The organism is Commensalibacter communis, from assembly GCF_947179105.1.
Taxonomy (GTDB): domain Bacteria; phylum Pseudomonadota; class Alphaproteobacteria; order Acetobacterales; family Acetobacteraceae; genus Commensalibacter; species Commensalibacter communis.
This window is the reverse complement of sequence record NZ_CAMXCK010000002.1, coordinates 243,012-259,614: the sequence shown is the minus strand read 5'-3', so window position 1 is coordinate 259,614 and position 16,603 is coordinate 243,012. Positions and strand designations below refer to the sequence as shown.

The 16,603-nt window shown below is 38.4% G+C and carries 14 protein-coding genes; 6 read left to right on the top strand and 8 right to left on the bottom strand.

The features are described from left to right. Nucleotides 1-32 precede the first annotated feature (32 nt). The 6 genes from PQG52_RS05835 to PQG52_RS05810 form a co-directional block, all read right to left on the bottom strand. Entirely contained in the window at nucleotides 33-1,670 is a 1,638-nt protein-coding gene (locus tag PQG52_RS05835) for an electron transfer flavoprotein-ubiquinone oxidoreductase (RefSeq protein WP_271828442.1), read from the bottom strand. 103 nt (nucleotides 1,671-1,773) lie between these two features. Further along, nucleotides 1,774-2,427: a 2OG-Fe(II) oxygenase gene (locus PQG52_RS05830; RefSeq protein WP_271828441.1), complete on the bottom strand. Its 654-nt coding sequence runs from the start codon at nucleotides 2,425-2,427 to the stop codon at nucleotides 1,774-1,776. Nucleotides 2,428-2,439: 12 nt separating this feature from the next. Next, nucleotides 2,440-3,801 carry an oxygen-independent coproporphyrinogen III oxidase gene (gene hemN, locus PQG52_RS05825; RefSeq protein ID WP_271789780.1) on the bottom strand — a complete coding sequence of 454 codons (1,362 nt, stop codon included), beginning with the start codon at nucleotides 3,799-3,801 and terminating at the stop codon, nucleotides 2,440-2,442. Between the two features lie 18 nt (nucleotides 3,802-3,819). Next, on the bottom strand, nucleotides 3,820-4,656 hold the full coding sequence (locus tag PQG52_RS05820; protein ID WP_271789779.1) for an OmpW/AlkL family protein: 837 nt from the start codon (nucleotides 4,654-4,656) through the stop codon (nucleotides 3,820-3,822). 313 nt (nucleotides 4,657-4,969) lie between these two features. After that, nucleotides 4,970-6,775 (bottom strand): stimulus-sensing domain-containing protein, encoded by a 1,806-nt coding sequence (locus PQG52_RS05815; protein ID WP_271828440.1) that lies wholly within the window; start codon nucleotides 6,773-6,775, stop codon nucleotides 4,970-4,972. Then, on the bottom strand, nucleotides 6,775-7,488 hold the full coding sequence (locus tag PQG52_RS05810; protein ID WP_271789777.1) for a response regulator transcription factor: 714 nt from the start codon (nucleotides 7,486-7,488) through the stop codon (nucleotides 6,775-6,777). Before PQG52_RS05810 ends, PQG52_RS05815 begins: the two co-directional genes overlap by 1 nt. A 277-nt stretch (nucleotides 7,489-7,765) precedes the next feature. Here PQG52_RS05810 and grpE point away from each other — a divergent pair, with 277 nt between their 5' ends. The 6 genes from grpE to trmB all read left to right on the top strand — a co-directional run bounded on the left by grpE (nucleotide 7,766) and on the right by trmB (nucleotide 14,661). After that, entirely contained in the window at nucleotides 7,766-8,377 is a 612-nt protein-coding gene (gene grpE, locus PQG52_RS05805; protein ID WP_271828438.1) for a nucleotide exchange factor GrpE, read from the top strand. Nucleotides 8,378-8,607: 230 nt separating this feature from the next. Then, nucleotides 8,608-10,521 carry a molecular chaperone DnaK gene (gene dnaK / locus PQG52_RS05800; RefSeq protein ID WP_271828437.1) on the top strand — a complete coding sequence of 638 codons (1,914 nt, stop codon included), beginning with the start codon at nucleotides 8,608-8,610 and terminating at the stop codon, nucleotides 10,519-10,521. 131 nt (nucleotides 10,522-10,652) lie between these two features. Then, nucleotides 10,653-11,780, top strand: coding sequence for a molecular chaperone DnaJ (gene dnaJ, locus PQG52_RS05795; protein WP_271828436.1), 1,128 nt, complete (start codon nucleotides 10,653-10,655; stop codon nucleotides 11,778-11,780). Nucleotides 11,781-11,808: 28 nt separating this feature from the next. Continuing rightward, nucleotides 11,809-12,606, top strand: coding sequence for a 4-hydroxy-tetrahydrodipicolinate reductase (gene dapB, locus PQG52_RS05790; RefSeq protein ID WP_271828434.1), 798 nt, complete (start codon nucleotides 11,809-11,811; stop codon nucleotides 12,604-12,606). 101 nt (nucleotides 12,607-12,707) lie between these two features. Further along, on the top strand, nucleotides 12,708-13,895 hold the full coding sequence (gene metK, locus PQG52_RS05785; RefSeq protein ID WP_271828433.1) for a methionine adenosyltransferase: 1,188 nt from the start codon (nucleotides 12,708-12,710) through the stop codon (nucleotides 13,893-13,895). Nucleotides 13,896-13,914: 19 nt separating this feature from the next. Then, nucleotides 13,915-14,661, top strand: a complete 747-nt coding sequence (gene trmB, locus PQG52_RS05780; RefSeq protein ID WP_271828432.1) for a tRNA (guanine(46)-N(7))-methyltransferase TrmB — start codon at nucleotides 13,915-13,917, stop codon at nucleotides 14,659-14,661. On the opposite strand, the gene PQG52_RS05775 is transcribed toward trmB, so the two are convergent. After that, entirely contained in the window at nucleotides 14,658-15,308 is a 651-nt protein-coding gene (locus PQG52_RS05775) for a DedA family protein (RefSeq protein WP_271828431.1), read from the bottom strand. The two genes, trmB and PQG52_RS05775, sit on opposite strands and share 4 nt — an antisense overlap. Nucleotides 15,309-15,433: 125 nt before the next feature. Beyond that, nucleotides 15,434-16,537, bottom strand: coding sequence for a leucine-rich repeat domain-containing protein (locus PQG52_RS05770; protein ID WP_271828429.1), 1,104 nt, complete (start codon nucleotides 16,535-16,537; stop codon nucleotides 15,434-15,436). Nucleotides 16,538-16,603: the final 66 nt, after the last annotated feature.

The following is a 16,603-nucleotide window of genomic DNA, read 5'->3' as shown; positions in this document are numbered from 1 at the left end:
TCGTTACGATATTATTAACTAAAATTAAAATCTTACATTCCACCTGGATAATTCGGACCACTGCCACCTTCTGGCGTTTCCCAATCTATATTTTGTGTGGGGTCTTTAATATCACAAGTTTTACAATGAATACAATTCTGAGAATTAATTTGCAGCTTTGGCTCTGTCTCGGTATCAATTGCTTCATATACCCCTGCTGGGCAATATCTTGTTTCAGGAGATTTAAAGATATTCCAATTGACCGTTTTCCAAATAGACGTATTTTTTAACTTCAAATGAACGGGCTGATCGTCTCTATGATCGATATTGGATAAGAATACAGAGGACTCACGACTGAACGTTAATTCATTATCTGGTTTTGGATATTGAACTTTTTCAAATAAAGAAGCTGCTTCTAATTTTTCATTATCAGCCAAACGATGGCGAAATGTCCAAGGCACTTTTCCACGCACCATTGAATCGAACCCGGTATATAACGTTGCAATCTTGGCACCAAATTTCGCAAAAGCAGGACGAATATTACGTGCTTGATGCAGCTCTTGCCAAACCCAAGATTGACGCATACGGAACTGATAAGAAATTGGTTCTATTTCTTGTGTTGTTAATGCTTCTACAATTGCTTCCGCTGCAACCATCCCTGATTTCATAGCTGTGTGTGTGCCTTTAATTTTAGGCATATTTAAAAAGCCCGCAGCGTCACCAATTAATAGCCCACCAGGAAAAGAAAGTTTTGGAATAGATTGCAACCCACCTTCTGATAATGCGCGTGCAGAATAGCTAATCCTTCTTCCTCCTTCTAAATGATATTTAATTACAGGGTGTAATTTAGAACGCTGCGTTTCTTCAAATGGGGATAACCAAGGATTAGAATAGTCCAGACCAACGACAAATCCAAAAGACACTAAATTATCGCCAAAATGATACAACCAAGAACCACCATAAGTATGATTATCTAATGGCCATCCAAAACTATGTTGTATATATCCGGGTTTATGTTTATGTGCAGGAATTTCCCATAACTCTTTAATCCCAAGACCATACGTTTGTGGGTCAACCCCTTGCCTTAATTTAAATTGATCCATCAATTTTTTAGATAAAGATCCACGGCATCCTTCAGCAAATAACGTATATTTGGCTCTTAATTCCATACCTGGTTCATGATTTGACCCTTGGGCACCATCTTTCTCTAGCCCCATATCACCAGTCACAACACCGACAACTTGACCATCTTCAATAATCAATTCACTACCAGAAAAGCCAGGGAAAATTTCAACGCCTAATTCTTCTGCTTGAGTGGCTAACCAACGGCAGAAATTACCCAAACTTATGATGTAATTCCCATCATTATTCATTTGAGGCATCAATGATTTAATCATTGGTATAGCGGTATATTTTTTTTCATCAGGCAAATAGAACATACGTTCATGATTAACAGGCGTATCTAGTGGTGCGCCCCTTTGTTTCCAGTCTGGAAATAGTTCATTTAATGCCGTTGGTTCTAATACCGCACCAGAAACAATATGAGCACCAATTTCAGACGCTTTTTCGATCAAGCAAATCTCAACAGAAGGTGCCAATTGCTTTAATCGAATAGCGGCAGATAACCCAGCAGGACCACCCCCTATAATTAAAACATCAAACTCCATTTGCTCACGTACGATGTCATTCATGCTTCTTTATCCTATTTTTCCGCCATACAACCCAATTTTAGAACTAAGTTATAGTTTTTAATACAAAATACAAAAAAGAGTAATAAAAATATTAAATTAATTATTATTCATAATTAAATGCAAGCTCATGCTTAGCTCGCCAGTTTTGAGAGACATAATTCATAATTAAAGTACGACGAATACCATTCATTGGGCGTTTTTTATAGCCATGCCACGTATCTTTACCAGGAATAAATAGAAATGCTGAATTGAACTTTCCAGAGCTTCTTGCCAAAGAATCCCCTTGAGCATTCATAATATCAGTACCCCAACTCTCAGCATCCTCTCCCAAAGATAAAGAAATTAGAAATGTCAGTTTCTTTGCGCCAATATCCGTATGATGCTCAAGCCAAAACCCTTCTTTATCCAAACACAGCTCTAATCTTAACCATGTATCAGAAAGATCAGCACCCGTCATTGTAGAAAAAAGATCCCGCGTCTCTTGCGCTTCAAATGCCTGAGCCAATGTAGCACATCTTGGATCTTCTTGTTGTTTTTGAGGATCTACAAAAACACGATTTTGATTGTGGTTCTCACGCCGCCCCTGAATATCACCCGAAATTGCCCTAGCATCCGGCATCCATTCAATTAATGAATCACAGACAAAATCTGGTAAAACATTTTCTAATAACCAATGTCGATAAGGATACCCATATTCCGAAGCCTGATGAATAGATTGATGTAAAATTTGACAAACATCTTGATCTTGGACGCTCATATAGATACCCCGTTATATTGCTTGGGCATGACGTTGCGGCGCAACACGATAGTATGTATCAAATACAACCACTATGTTTCTCAAAAAACAACGCCCCTCTTCTGTGACTGTAATTTTATAATCTTCTACCCTAACTAAACCATCTTCTTCAAAAGTCTTTAGTTTAGCCAGAGCCTCATCAAAAAAACTGTTCGGTTTATTATACTGACGTGTTACAGAATTTAAATCAATATACAAATCACACATTAATCTTTCAATCACTGTCCAACGCAACAAATCTTCCTCATCACGCTCTACCCCACGAGCAATAGGTAATCCCTCTTGAGACATAGCCTTTTGATACATTGCAACCGAAGCATGATTTTGAACAATTCCTTGAGGAACAATTGACACAGAGGACGCGCCAACCCCAAGCAAGGCAGGGGCATTATCAATTGTATATCCTTGGAAATTACGATGCAATGTTCCTTTTTGAGCAGTTGTGCTCATAGAATCATGAGGCAAAGCGTAATGATCCAACCCAATAACCTGATATCCAGCCTCTTGTAATATTTCGTCTATCACTTGTCTTTGTTGAAAACGTTCCATGCTATCTGGTAAAACATCACCTTCAAGCAACGTTTGACGTTTAAATTTCCAAGGAACATGGGCATATCCAAAAACTGCTAAACGATCTGGTTTTAACTCTACGACAGAGTGAATCGTTTCGCGTAAACTTTCAACTGTTTGGTTAGGAAGCCCATAAATTAAATCAACATTCACAGATTGAATATGATTCTGACGTACTACATCGATACAATGTGCTGTTAACTCTTTACTTTGGATACGCCCACATGCCTTTTGTACCTTTGGATCTAAATCCTGTACGCCAAAACTTACTCTGGTAAATCCTAAAGGATGTAGCATAGAAAAATATTCAACGGAAACATGTCGAGGATCAAGCTCTATTGAAATATCAGCATCTTCTTGAATGTCGAACAAAGAGTAAATCGTTTGCATTACTCTTTTCATTGCATTCATAGGTAGTGTTGTTGGGGTTCCGCCACCAAAGTGAATAAAACTAACTGAACGACGCGTTTGAAGAAACCCAGCCAATCTTTTCAGCTCTTCACACAACAAATCCCCATAAGCACTGCGTATCGATTCTTGATTAACAACTTGTGTATTACAGGCACAAAATTTGCATAACTCATCACAAAAGGGTACGTGTAAATACAACGAAACAGGCTCCCCTGTTGGAAGAGCCTGCAACCATTCTTTATAATGACTAAAACCCACATTATCTGTAAATTGTACAGCTGTGGGATAGCTTGTGTAACGCGGTAAGTTTCCTTCATACCGCGCAAGACGGTCAAAGGAAACAACCTGTTTCATTCCGAACTCCGCAATTAGTTAAAAGCGATATCCAATACCTGCACTAACCACTGTTGGATTTAAAGAAGTACGGGCATCAATTCTGTTAGGACTATCATTAATATGAACGCGTTGATTTAACAAGATTTGTTTTGCGTCCATGTTAAAGAACCAATTTCCAACCACTTGATAATCAAACCCAACATTGAACGCTGGACCAACAGTCGTTTCCAACCCAATTTTTTGTGCAATGCCGCCACCTGGCTTAACATTATGCCAAAAAGCAACCGTTAAACCAACACCAACATATGGATTAAATGCTTTGTGTGGACGAAAATGCCATTGTGCCGTAATTGTAGGAGGAATAACCCATGCTTTACCAACATGAACATTTCCAGCAGCAGTGCCCTTAGCCCAAATGCTATGACGTGTGCTTGATGCAATCAATTCAAAAGCTAAGTTATCAGTAACAAAGTAATTCGCACTTAATTCCGCCATTACACCATTGGATGCTGTAATACGTCCACCCACTGAAGTACGGCTACTTGTATTATTTGGAATAGTTGCTAATGCACCAAGACGAACAATGAAATCACCTTTGCCAAGACCAATTTTAGTGACACCAGGACATGTTTGAAAAACACCACAATGTGGCTTTGGTGCTTTTGGTGTCTTATACATCGGAACGTCACGATATTGAACTTTCCCACTCCAACCAGAAGCCCAAATTTCCTCTCTGACCATTGGAACAGAAGCAGCATTTTGTGCTTGATTAACAGCTGGACCTAGATTGGTATTTGAATAATTTTGTGCATAACCTGCAACAGGAGCAAACACAGCGGCGATAATAGCAAGACGACTTAATGACTTTTTCATGATGTGAAAAACCTTACTGAATCTTAGCAAACAATAACTATATATTGGTAATAAAATCTACTAGCGTGGTAATCAATCAAAAAATACCCTTAAGCCCCTCAACAACAAGACATGTGATAAAAAAACAACTTGATTTTGTATCGATAGTAAATCAAATATCGAACACATCCATTGGTACACCTGATAAAATACTGAAAAATCACTTTTTTAAGGTATTTTTGATACATGTATTTAATTAAAAAAATTCATTAACGAATCGAAAAACATGTATCTTTTATGCATCATTTTGATCTCTAAAAATGATGCATATTTATCACATAACCCTTGGCAACGATATCACAAAACGAGCACCAATCACCTTTCGTTGCTCATCATGTATATTTTGCGCTTGTATCGTCCCTCTTAAAGCAACAATAATTTGTCGACAAATTGATAACCCTAAACCTGAATGTTGACCGAAATTTTCTCCTTCGGGGCGTTCTGTATAAAAACGCTCAAATATACTGTTGAGTTTATTTTCAGGAACTCCGGAACCCTGATCGCTGACACTCAATTCAACTTTATCTTTTAACGCTTTGACAGATAAAGTAATTTGACCATTCGGCGGAGAAAACGATATCGCATTTCCAATTAGATTGCGTAAAACTTGCACCAAACGATCCTCTACAGCCAATACTTTAAAATTGTGCTGATGGTCTTCTTGATCTACTTCTACAACAATATGGGGGTCATTCACCTTATGAGTGGCCTCATAGAGTTCTGATAATAACTTGAAAATTGGCATCACCTCAACCGCCTCAGGGGTCACACGCGACATTTCTGTTTCAATACGGCTGGAGCTTGCAATATCGGTAATCAAACGATCAAGCCGATTCACGTCATCTCGAACGACAGCAAATAAACGTTTTCTATGCTCCATATCAGCAATTCTTGGCAATAATTCTATCGCAGAACGAATCGAAGATAATGGGTTTTTCAGCTCATGGCTGACATCGGCTGCGAAACGTTCAATCGCGCCCATTCTGGTCCATAATGCTTTGGCGCTGTCTTGTAATGCCCTAGCCAAATCACCAATTTCATCTTTGCGACTTAATAATCCCTCGGGAACCATTCCTGTTTTACCCACTGAGTCACGCATTTTATGCGTCGCTATTGCCAATGCTAACAACGGTCTGGCAATTGTTAGTGATAAATACCAAGACAATAAAACCGTAATAATCAAAGCAAGTAAGAACAAGATTAAAATTGAAGAACGTACTGCAAATAGTGCCCTATCTACATTCGTAGCTTCTCTGGTTAATTGAATAATTCCAACGGTTTTTCCTTGATGAACAATAGGTTCAGAAATTGTAATCAATAAACGATGATCAACTGTCCGACGGATATAAGGTGGCATTTCTTGACTGTTTGGGTCATTGGTAAACTGTAAATATTTCTTTACAGCATTTGGAATTGCCTCTGGATCCGCATTTACAGTTAGATTTTTAATTTTGCGCTCGCCAGAGTATGGCATCAGATTTAAAAGATGTGTGTAGACCTTTTCTAAAACCGTATCATAGCGCGTATTGATAATTTTTTCATTTTCCGTGTTTATCTTTGAAAAATCGCTCTTTCCTTTGGACGAGTGTATCAAAACAGATGATGCATTCTCTTTTGTATTTTTAACTTGTTTTTCTTTACTTAATGCATCGCGACTATCAACCACTAATTGACCGTCTGGACCATAGACTCTGGCTCTGACACTCGGACTTGGTTCAGTCAAACTCAATAACAACGGACGGGCCAGATCAACAGATAAAAAGTGAATATCCATCGGTTTTTTAGCAAACATAACTCCAAAAGCATCTTCTAAAACAAGTTGATCTTTTATTTTACGTGTAGCACTTTGTCCTAATGCACCAGCATAGATTTTTGCTTGCTCTCGTAAAGCCGTGACTTCTGTTTCCAGCAAGCTATTTTGAAATTGATTGAGGTATAATAACGTTGCAACCAAAACGACAAGCGGCAACGCATTGACAAGTAAAATACGTCTCATCAATGGTGATGAGAATCTTGCTTTGTAATTTATTTTATCTGTCGATACTGTTTTACCATTTTGAAAGTAGGAAAAAAGAGCCATTAATCTTCCTTATATCGATACCCAATTCCATATAATGTTTCAATTTTATTGAACTCGGGATCGACTTGACGAAATTTTTTACGAATACGTTTAATATGACTATCTATGGTTCGATCATCAACATAGATATTTTCACCATAAGCCGCATCAATCAATTGGTCTCTAGACTTTACCAACCCAGGACGCATTGCAAGCGCTTTGGTTAACAAGAACTCTGTTACTGTTAATTGGATATCTTCGTTATTCCAACGGCATTGATGACGCAAATCATCCAATGTCAAAGATCCACGCACAACCACACCACTGGCTACAGCACCACCTTCGACCTCCGTTTTATTAACGTCGTTACGTCTTAATAAAGCTCTAATGCGTTCAAGTAACAAACGTTGTGAAAATGGTTTGGTAATGTAATCATCTGCACCCAAACGTAGACCCATTAATTGATCGATTTCTTCATCTTTAGAAGAAAGCATAATAACTGGCATCTGTGAACGGCTACGAAGTCTTTGTAAAAGTTCAATCCCATCCATACGAGGCATTTTAATATCTAAAACAGCTAAATCCACTGGACGTGACAATAATCCTTGCAACGCACTTTCACCGTCCGTATATGTTTGCACAGCAAAACCATCTGCCTCTAACATCATAAAAACAGAGGTTAAAATATTGCGATCATCATCAACCAATGCAATCACATATTTTCCAGCTTCCATATCTATTACTCCATCTTCGAAAAAATTAAGGTTATATATAAAAATAAATCATGGCAAAAACCCGTGCATTTAGTCTTAATTATCACATTAATTAAAAACAAAACCATTTAACTTATCTAACTTAATCGAAAACTTACTTGAATTCCTTGTTATCTTTTATAAATTTTATTAAAATAATAACAAGATAGTTTTAGTTTATAAATTATCTTCAAGCTTGTTATGAAAAATAAGAGCTTGTTCTGATCGTGAATTTTAACAACAAAGTACATGAAATATTATGACACAACAAGAACATAAACCAAACGACGCAGAGGCCAATATTGGCTCTGGACAAGAAGAGGTGTCCTCTGGACATGAAACCATATTTAATCAAACTCAAGAGACTGCAGAAGATGCAGCTAATGAGCCAGATTCTGTCGAAAAGCTAAAGGCTGAACTTCAAGAAGCCAAAGATAATTGGCTACGCTCTGAAGCTGAAAACCAAAATTTACGTAATCGTCATAAAAAAGAACTTGATGATACCCGTTTATACAGCGTACAAAAATTTGCACGTGACGTTGTAGAAGCTGCAGAAAATTTACGTCGTGGTCTGGATAGCCTTCCTCCTAAAACAGAAGGTGAAGATCCTATTTTAACCAAAATGCGTGAAGGTTTTGAAAGTACAGAGCGTTCTTTTTTACAAATCTTAGATAAAAATGGCATTAAATACGAAGATCCAACCGGCGCTCCATTTGATGCAAATAAACATCAAGCCATGGCAGAGCAACCCTCTGATGAACATCCTTCTGGAACTGTTATTCAAAGCTGGACACCAACCTGGACTTTAAATAATCGCCTATTGAAACCAGCGATGGTCATTGTTGCCAAGGCTGGCGAGAAAAAAGAATAAAAACTGTTATTAATTTTTTATTAAGTTGCTGACTTAATGAATTTTTTGTGTATAATATAGTGTTAGATAAAATTCCTTGAAACAAACCTCAAGGATACATATTTATATCTTGTATCACTCCTATGGCTTAGCCAAGATTGGGAGATCATAAGAGTGATAAAATTTTTAAAATAGAGGACTTTTACAAGACGCTTCGGGTCTTATTGAAAGTTGCTAAAAGGAGCTTATTTATGAGTAAAGTTATTGGTATCGACTTAGGTACAACAAACTCTTGTATTTCTATCCGTGAAGGGAATGAAACAAAAGTTATCGAAAACAGCGAAGGTGCACGTACAACCCCTTCTATGGTTGCTTTCACTGAAGGCGACGAAATGTTGGTGGGTCAATCTGCTAAAAGACAAGCAGTTACTAACCCAAGCAACACTTTATATGCTGTAAAAAGATTAATTGGTCGTCGTTTTGATGATAAAATGGTTGCACGCGATAAAGGTTTGGTTCCCTACGAAATTGTTAAAGGTGATAATGGCGACGCATGGGTCGAAGCTCGCGGTAAAAAATATGCACCTTCTCAAGTTTCCGCATTCATCCTTGGTAAAATGAAAGAAACAGCAGAATCTTATCTTGGTGAAAAAGTAACACAAGCTGTTATTACTGTTCCTGCTTACTTTAATGATGCACAACGTCAAGCGACCAAAGATGCGGGTAAAATTGCAGGGTTAGAAGTCCTTCGTATTATTAACGAACCCACAGCTGCTGCTTTGGCTTATGGTTTGGAAAAGAAAAACAGTGGAACCATTGCTGTATATGACTTGGGTGGTGGTACTTTTGATATTTCTGTTTTGGAAATCTCCGATGGTGTGATCGAAGTTAAATCAACCAACGGTGATACATTCCTTGGTGGTGAAGATTTCGATTCTCGTATCATCGAATTCCTCGCTGATGAATTCAAAAAAGAACAAGGTATTGATCTCCGTGGGGATAAACTTGCTTTACAACGCTTAAAAGAAGCTGCTGAAAAAGCAAAAATCGAACTTTCTTCTTCTAAAGAAACCGAAATCAACTTGCCTTTTATCACTGCTGATGCTTCTGGACCAAAACATTTGGTTCTTAAATTAAGCCGTGCAAAACTAGAGAGTCTTGTTGAAGATCTTATCAAAAGAACTCTTGAACCTTGTAAAGCTGCATTAAAAGATGCTGCGCTTTCTGCTGGTGGTATTGATGAAGTGATTTTGGTCGGTGGTATGACCCGTATGCCTAAGGTAATCGAAACCGTTAAAGAATTCTTTGGTAAAGAGCCTGCTCGTAATGTGAACCCTGATGAGGTGGTTGCTATCGGTGCAGCAATTCAGGGTGCGGTATTAAAAGGTGATGTTAAAGACGTTCTATTGTTAGACGTTACCCCATTATCTTTGGGTATTGAAACGTTGGGTGGTGTATTTACCCGTTTAATCGACAGAAATACAACCATTCCGACCAAGAAAAGCCAAACCTTCTCTACTGCTGAAGATAATCAAAACGCTGTTACCATTCGCGTCTGCCAAGGTGAACGTGAAATGGCTGCAGACAATAAATTGTTAGGTAACTTTGACCTAACAGGCATCGCACCTGCACCTCGTGGCGTTCCTCAGATTGAAGTTACTTTTGATATTGACGCTAACGGTATCGTATCTGTATCTGCAAAAGATAAAGCAACAGGCAAAGAACAACAAATCAAAATCCAAGCATCTGGTGGTCTATCTGATGCGGATATTGAAAACATGGTTAAAGATGCAGAAGCAAATGCTGATGCAGATAAAGCCAAAAAAGAAATGGTTGAAACAAGAAACCAAGCTGATTCATTGGTCGCTCAAGTAGAGAAAAATCTGCAAGAGCATGGCGACAAGCTTGACGATGCAACAAAAACAGAAATCGAAACTGCAGTTGCTGATGTTAAAGCTAAAAAAGAAAGCAGTGACGTCGCTGAACTTAAAGCAGCAACAGAAAAACTGTCTCAATTATTGATGAAAATTGGTGAAACCATTTACAAAGCAACCGGTGGTGCTGATGCAGCAGCTGATGCTCAAGATTCTTCTGAAAAACCTGCAGAAGATGTTGTTGATGCCGATTTTGAAGATGTTAACCAAAATGATAAGAAATCTACCTGATCTTTTCGCAGGTATCTAAATAAATAAGGTATATTCACTTTAGTATGCCTTAGATTACTTTGAGGCCCGCGCTTCTCTTCGAAGGCGGGCTGATTTATTATACACCAAAAAAAGTAATATTGAGAAAATCAATGTCTAAACGAGATTATTATGAAGTGCTGAAAATCAGCCGCACCGCGACTCAGGTGGAAATAAAGCAAGCCTATCGCAAAAAGGCGATGAAATATCATCCCGATCGCAACCAAGGCGATCCAGAGGCAGAAGCAAAATTCAAAGAAGTTAATGAAGCTTATGATGTTCTGAAAGACGAACAGAAAAAAGCTGCATATGACCAGTATGGTCATGACGCTTTCCAAAATGGCGGCCCAGGCGCCGGAGGATTTGGAGCTGGCGGGTTTGGTGATATTTTCGATATGTTTGGCGATATGATGGGAATGCGCCGTGGTGGTCAAGGACAAAGACGCACTGGAGCCGACATCCAAATTCAAACAGAAATTGAACTCACTGAAGCCTTTTCTGGCGTAAAAAAGACCGTTAAATTCCAAAGTAAAAAATCTTGTACAAGTTGTAATGGTTCTGGCTCTGAAGACAAAGCAAAAGGTAGCCAAACTTGTCCTACTTGTCATGGATCAGGAAAAATTCGCTCTCAAAATGGCTTCTTCCTTGTCGAACGTCCATGTCATACTTGCCATGGGTCAGGTCAGGTCATCAGCAATCCATGTAAAAAATGTCAAGGTACTGGCTTAGAAAGCCAAGAAAAAGAACTTGAAATCGATATTCCTGCAGGAATTGAAGATGGAACCCGAATCCGTATCGCTGGTGAAGGTGAAGCAGGCAGTAATGGAACGCCTCCTGGCGATTTATATGTTCATGTCAGCGTCTTGCCTCATGATATTTTCCAACGTGACGGCGGCACGATCTTTTGTCGTATTCCAGTAAGAATGACCCAAGCCGCTTTGGGTGCAGAAATCGAAGTTCCAATTATCGATGGTGGCAGAACCAAAGTTAAAATCCCAACAGGAACGCAATCAGGCAAGCAATTCCGTCTTCGTGGTAAGGGATTTTCTATATTAAGATCTTCTTCTCGTGGGGATATGTATATTGAGGTCAAAGTTGAAACGCCTCAAAATCTCACCAAACGTCAAAAAGAACTTCTTGAAGAATTCGAAAAAGAATCTCAAGATGGACACGAACAAGGCAGTCCTGAAACCTCAGGATTCTTTAGTAAAGTAAGAGATTTCTTTGAAGGAAAATCTTGATTCTATTTCTTAATATGAAAGTTTAAAAATGACATCATCTCCTTTACGAATTGGTATTGCTGGTATTACTGGGCGCGTTGGGCGTTTATTGGTCGAAGAAGTTCAACAGCAAGAAAACGCAGTTTTATCAGGTGGAACAGCTTTATCAAAAGATATTAACAATTTGTCTGATACCGTTCCAGTCTTTGATAATATCGATGCGCTGATCCAAGTGAGTGATGTCATTATTGATTTTACCAATGCTGCTATTACTGGAACCCACGCCAAAGCTTTTAAAAATAGTCACGTTGCTTGGGTTTTAGGAACGACAGGAATCAGTGAAGAAACTCAACGATTAATTCAAGAAGCAGCCAGCACAGTTCCCGTCATCCAAGCTGCAAATTTTTCACCTGGGGTCACATTAATGTTGCGCCTTGCAGGTGAATTGGCAAAAGCATTACCTGCCACTCACTACGATGCTGAAATTGTCGAAACACATCATCGCCAAAAAGTAGATGCGCCTTCCGGCACAGCCTTGGCAATTGGAGAGTCCATTGCAAAAGCAAGAAATGTACAATTAAAAGATGTAAAAGAATCTGGTCGAGACGGTGTTACAGGGGCTCGCAAAGAGGGTGCAATTGGATTTGCTGCACTCCGTGGTGGGCAAATTGTAGGTGAACATAGTGCTATTTTCTTATCAGATGTAGAAGAAATCAGTTTGACACACAAAGCATTTGATCGTCGAATTTTTGCCAAAGGTGCCGTTCGCTCTGCGTTATGGAGTGCAGGAAAACCCGCAGGTTTATACGGCATGACTCATGTCCTTGGGCTTGATCCTGTGCAATAGATAAAGTTTTTTTTACTTTTACTCTTGACGTAGACGTTACAAAAGGGTCTGTTATGAAATTCGTTTTTTACATTTAAATTAGATGGGATAGCAGAAAAATTATGCGAAACAATAGCGATTTTCTGTTCGCTTCTGAATCAGTATCTGAAGGACATCCAGACAAAGTTGCTGATCGTATCAGCGATGCCGTGTTGGACACATATCTTGCAGCAGATCCAGAAGCTCGCGTAGCTTGTGAAACTCTTGTCACCACAAACCAAATTATTTTGGCTGGTGAAGTTCGTGGCCCAGAAAGCATTATCAAAGAATTGCTTATTGAAAAGGCTCGTGAAACCGTTAAAGAAATCGGTTACGATCAAGAGGGCTTTTCATGGAAAAATGCCAGTGCTTTGAACCTCCTTCATGCTCAGTCTGCTCATATTGCAATGGGTGTGGATAGTGGTGAAGGCAAAGATGAAGGTGCTGGTGACCAAGGCATCATGTTTGGGTATGCTACCACAGAAACAGACAGTTTAATGCCTGCACCGATTTACTATGCGCATAAGATTTTACAAAATCTGAATGATCTTCGTAAATCCAATGATCCAAAAGGCAAAGGCTTTCTTCCTGACGCAAAAAGTCAAGTCACTTTGAAATATGTTAATGGTAAACCTGTTGGGGCAACCTCTATTGTGTTGTCTACTCAACATGAAGAAGCCATGAAACAAAGTGATATTCGCAATACACTACATGAGCTCATTACAAATACGCTTCCAGAAGGTTGGATGTGTCCTGAAAATGAATTCTATGTTAACCCAACAGGCTTATTCATTATTGGTGGCCCAGATGGGGATTGTGGATTAACAGGACGCAAAATCATTGTTGATACTTATGGTGGGGCTGCACCGCATGGTGGTGGAGCATTCTCTGGTAAAGATCCAACCAAAGTTGATCGTTCCGCAGCATATGCTTGTCGTTATTTAGCTAAGAATATCGTGGCCGCAGGCCTTGCAGATAGCTGTACTTTACAGATTTCTTATGCTATTGGTGTTTCTCATCCTTTATCTGTTTATGTTGATTTACATAATAGTGGTAAAGATATTAATGAAGAAAAATTGGAAAAAGTTCTTCGTGAAGTGATGGATTTGTCCCCCAAAGGGATCCGTAAACATTTACGTTTAAACCGTCCAATTTATAGAGAAACTGCAGCTTATGGTCATTTCGGTCGCACGCCCGACCTCAAGAAAGACAACTTTACTTGGGAACAAACTGACCTAGTTGATACTTTACGTAATGCGTTTAATCGTTAATTTGTAAAGACTGTTTGTTATGAATACTACAAAGAAAAGCTCCTCTGAGAAGGAGCTTCTCTTTTCATTGGAAAATGAAAAGCCCGCAACTGAACGTTTATATGGTCGCCGTCGTGGTCATCCCCTGCGCGATCGTCAACAACGTTTATATGATGATTATCTTCCTAGAATTAAATTTCCACAAACTGCTTTAAAAGAGCCTGCCTCTGCTTTTGGTCAAACGCCAAAAGAGGTTTGGATGGAGGTTGGTTTTGGTGGTGGGGAGCATAGTATTGCTCGACATCAAGCCAATCCTGATGTTGGCTATATTGCCTGTGAAGTTTTTGAAAATGGGGTTTGTTCACTTTTATCAAATCTATTAGATGAAACTGACGATGAAAAAACAGCACCTATTCCAGATATGCTGCGACTTTGGAATGAAGATGCGCGTATTTTAATTCGTGAATTTCCAGATCAATCGATTGATAAACTTTTTTTAATGTTTCCTGATCCTTGGCCAAAAGCACGTCATGCAAAGCGTCGTTTTGTCCATCCTGATCGTATTCCTTTGTTACATCGGATTTTGTGTTCTGGAGCGCATTGGCACGTTGCCAGTGATGATCCTACTTATCAAGAATGGGTATTAGAGGTCATGGGAAATCAGTCTTATTTTGAGAAAATCTTGGAAACGACTGAACGTCCATCAGATTGGCCATCTACGCGATACGAACAAAAAGCATATCAAGCAGGCAGACAGCCGATTTTTTGGATCTTTAAAAGGGTCTAATTATTGATACTATGATCTAACTCAGCAGCTTCACGCTCAGCTTCTTTTTGAGCGTGTTCAATGAGTTTCTTTTCATTTTTATGAATAAACCAAATAAAAGATAGCAAAATTACACCACCAATAACGCCTAAGACAATACCAATTGTTCCTTCGAGTTGTAAAATTTGCTTACCAAGGAAATAAGTTACATAGCTATATCCACCAGCCCATGCAATACCGCCTAAGGCATTATAAAACATAAAACCTTTCCAAGGCATTTTGTTCGCACCTGCTAATAAAGCAGTAAAAAGACGCAACAGCACCATAAAACGTCCGATAAAGACAACTTTACCCCCATGATGTCTAAACAAATATTGACCTAATAATAATCGTTCTGGTGTTAACTTAATTTTGGAACCGTATTTTTTTAGGACATGATATCCAATTTTATGTCCTATTAAATAACCAAAATTATCCCCCATAATTGCACCAACAATTGCCGATAATGCGATTAAATGAATATTTAATCCACTATTGGGAGAGGCTGCATATATAGAAGCGGCAATCAGCATTGTTTCAGCAGGGAGCAAAAGCCCCATACTTTCCAACATAATCACCAGACCAACGACCAAATATCCGTAATAACTATAATCACGGATAAAATCCATAAATTGTTCTACCAGTGTTCTATACCCATCATGTGTTATAGAGTTATACAAATAATTTTCTTTACCTTATTATTTATCTTTATGAAACTAAAAACTACAAAGATAGCAGACACAAAAAGATTGTATTAAAAATCTCTGGCCCCATCAAACCATTCCATAGCAAGATCCTCTGAAATATCAAAATGACATTCCTTGACCAGTTGTTGAACGGCAAACCATATATCTTCTCGTTCGGTGGTCTCAATATTAAGTAATATATTTATTATCTTAATAAATTTTAAAACCGCTTCTTTGACTTGGTTTTCAGCTTTCGCGTTTGATACTTCTTTCACAGCAAGTTTATAGGCTTTGGATGCTTTCTTTTCATTTTTATCTGACCAGCTAGCAAAAAAATTATTCCCCTCTCCCATAAACCATAATTTACTTTTTAGTTTACTGACTGAGAAAAAATTATTTTCTGTATCAGGTAACTTCTCTTCTTTAATTAATTGTTTCAGCTCAGCCCTAAGAAGCTTCCCTTGCTTTTCTTCCACAACATACGCGATGAACCTTCTTAATTTAGTCCAAGATGTTAAAGAAGGCATTCCTGAGAGATCAGGCATATAACGTAACCCAAGAAATTCAATCTGTGTTAATTCTTTTAACGCATGAAGATTACTTACATTGCCATTTAAATTTAATGACTTTAAATTGATAAAAGGCAATAAATATTCACAATTAAAAATTATATTTGCCCCACTGCTAATATCTATTGATTTGATTGCTTCAGGATTTACAATATGAATCGTCTCGATATTCCCAGACAGAGATAAAGAACGAATTTGATGCGCATTGCGCAACTCTATTTTATTGCCTGCTGAATCTATCGATAAATTAGAAATCTGTGCATTGGCAAGATCTAACACAACATCATCATATGGACACCAGTTAAACTCTTCTATCTTTCTTTTCTTTGACCATTCTACAAAGCCAATGTCATTTCCAGCATAGTAAAAAAACCTTGGAAAATTACCATAGGGATATTCTTCAGGCTGATCTTCTGCCGCTGGGGTAAATAAATCATTAAAAGCATCCCAGTTTACCAGAACATCTTCTTCTAATAAAATATCATAGTTTCCTTTTGATATTCCTTTGATGCCAATTGAGCAGCTTCCTTGACCAGACACAGGTCTAAACTGAACCATTTTACCTGACGTCAATTTCAGATTAAACTCTCTAAAAGATGACATCTTATAAAACTCCCAGATAAACGCTTACAAATTGTTTTTATGATATAGTATAATTCCGATGGTAAC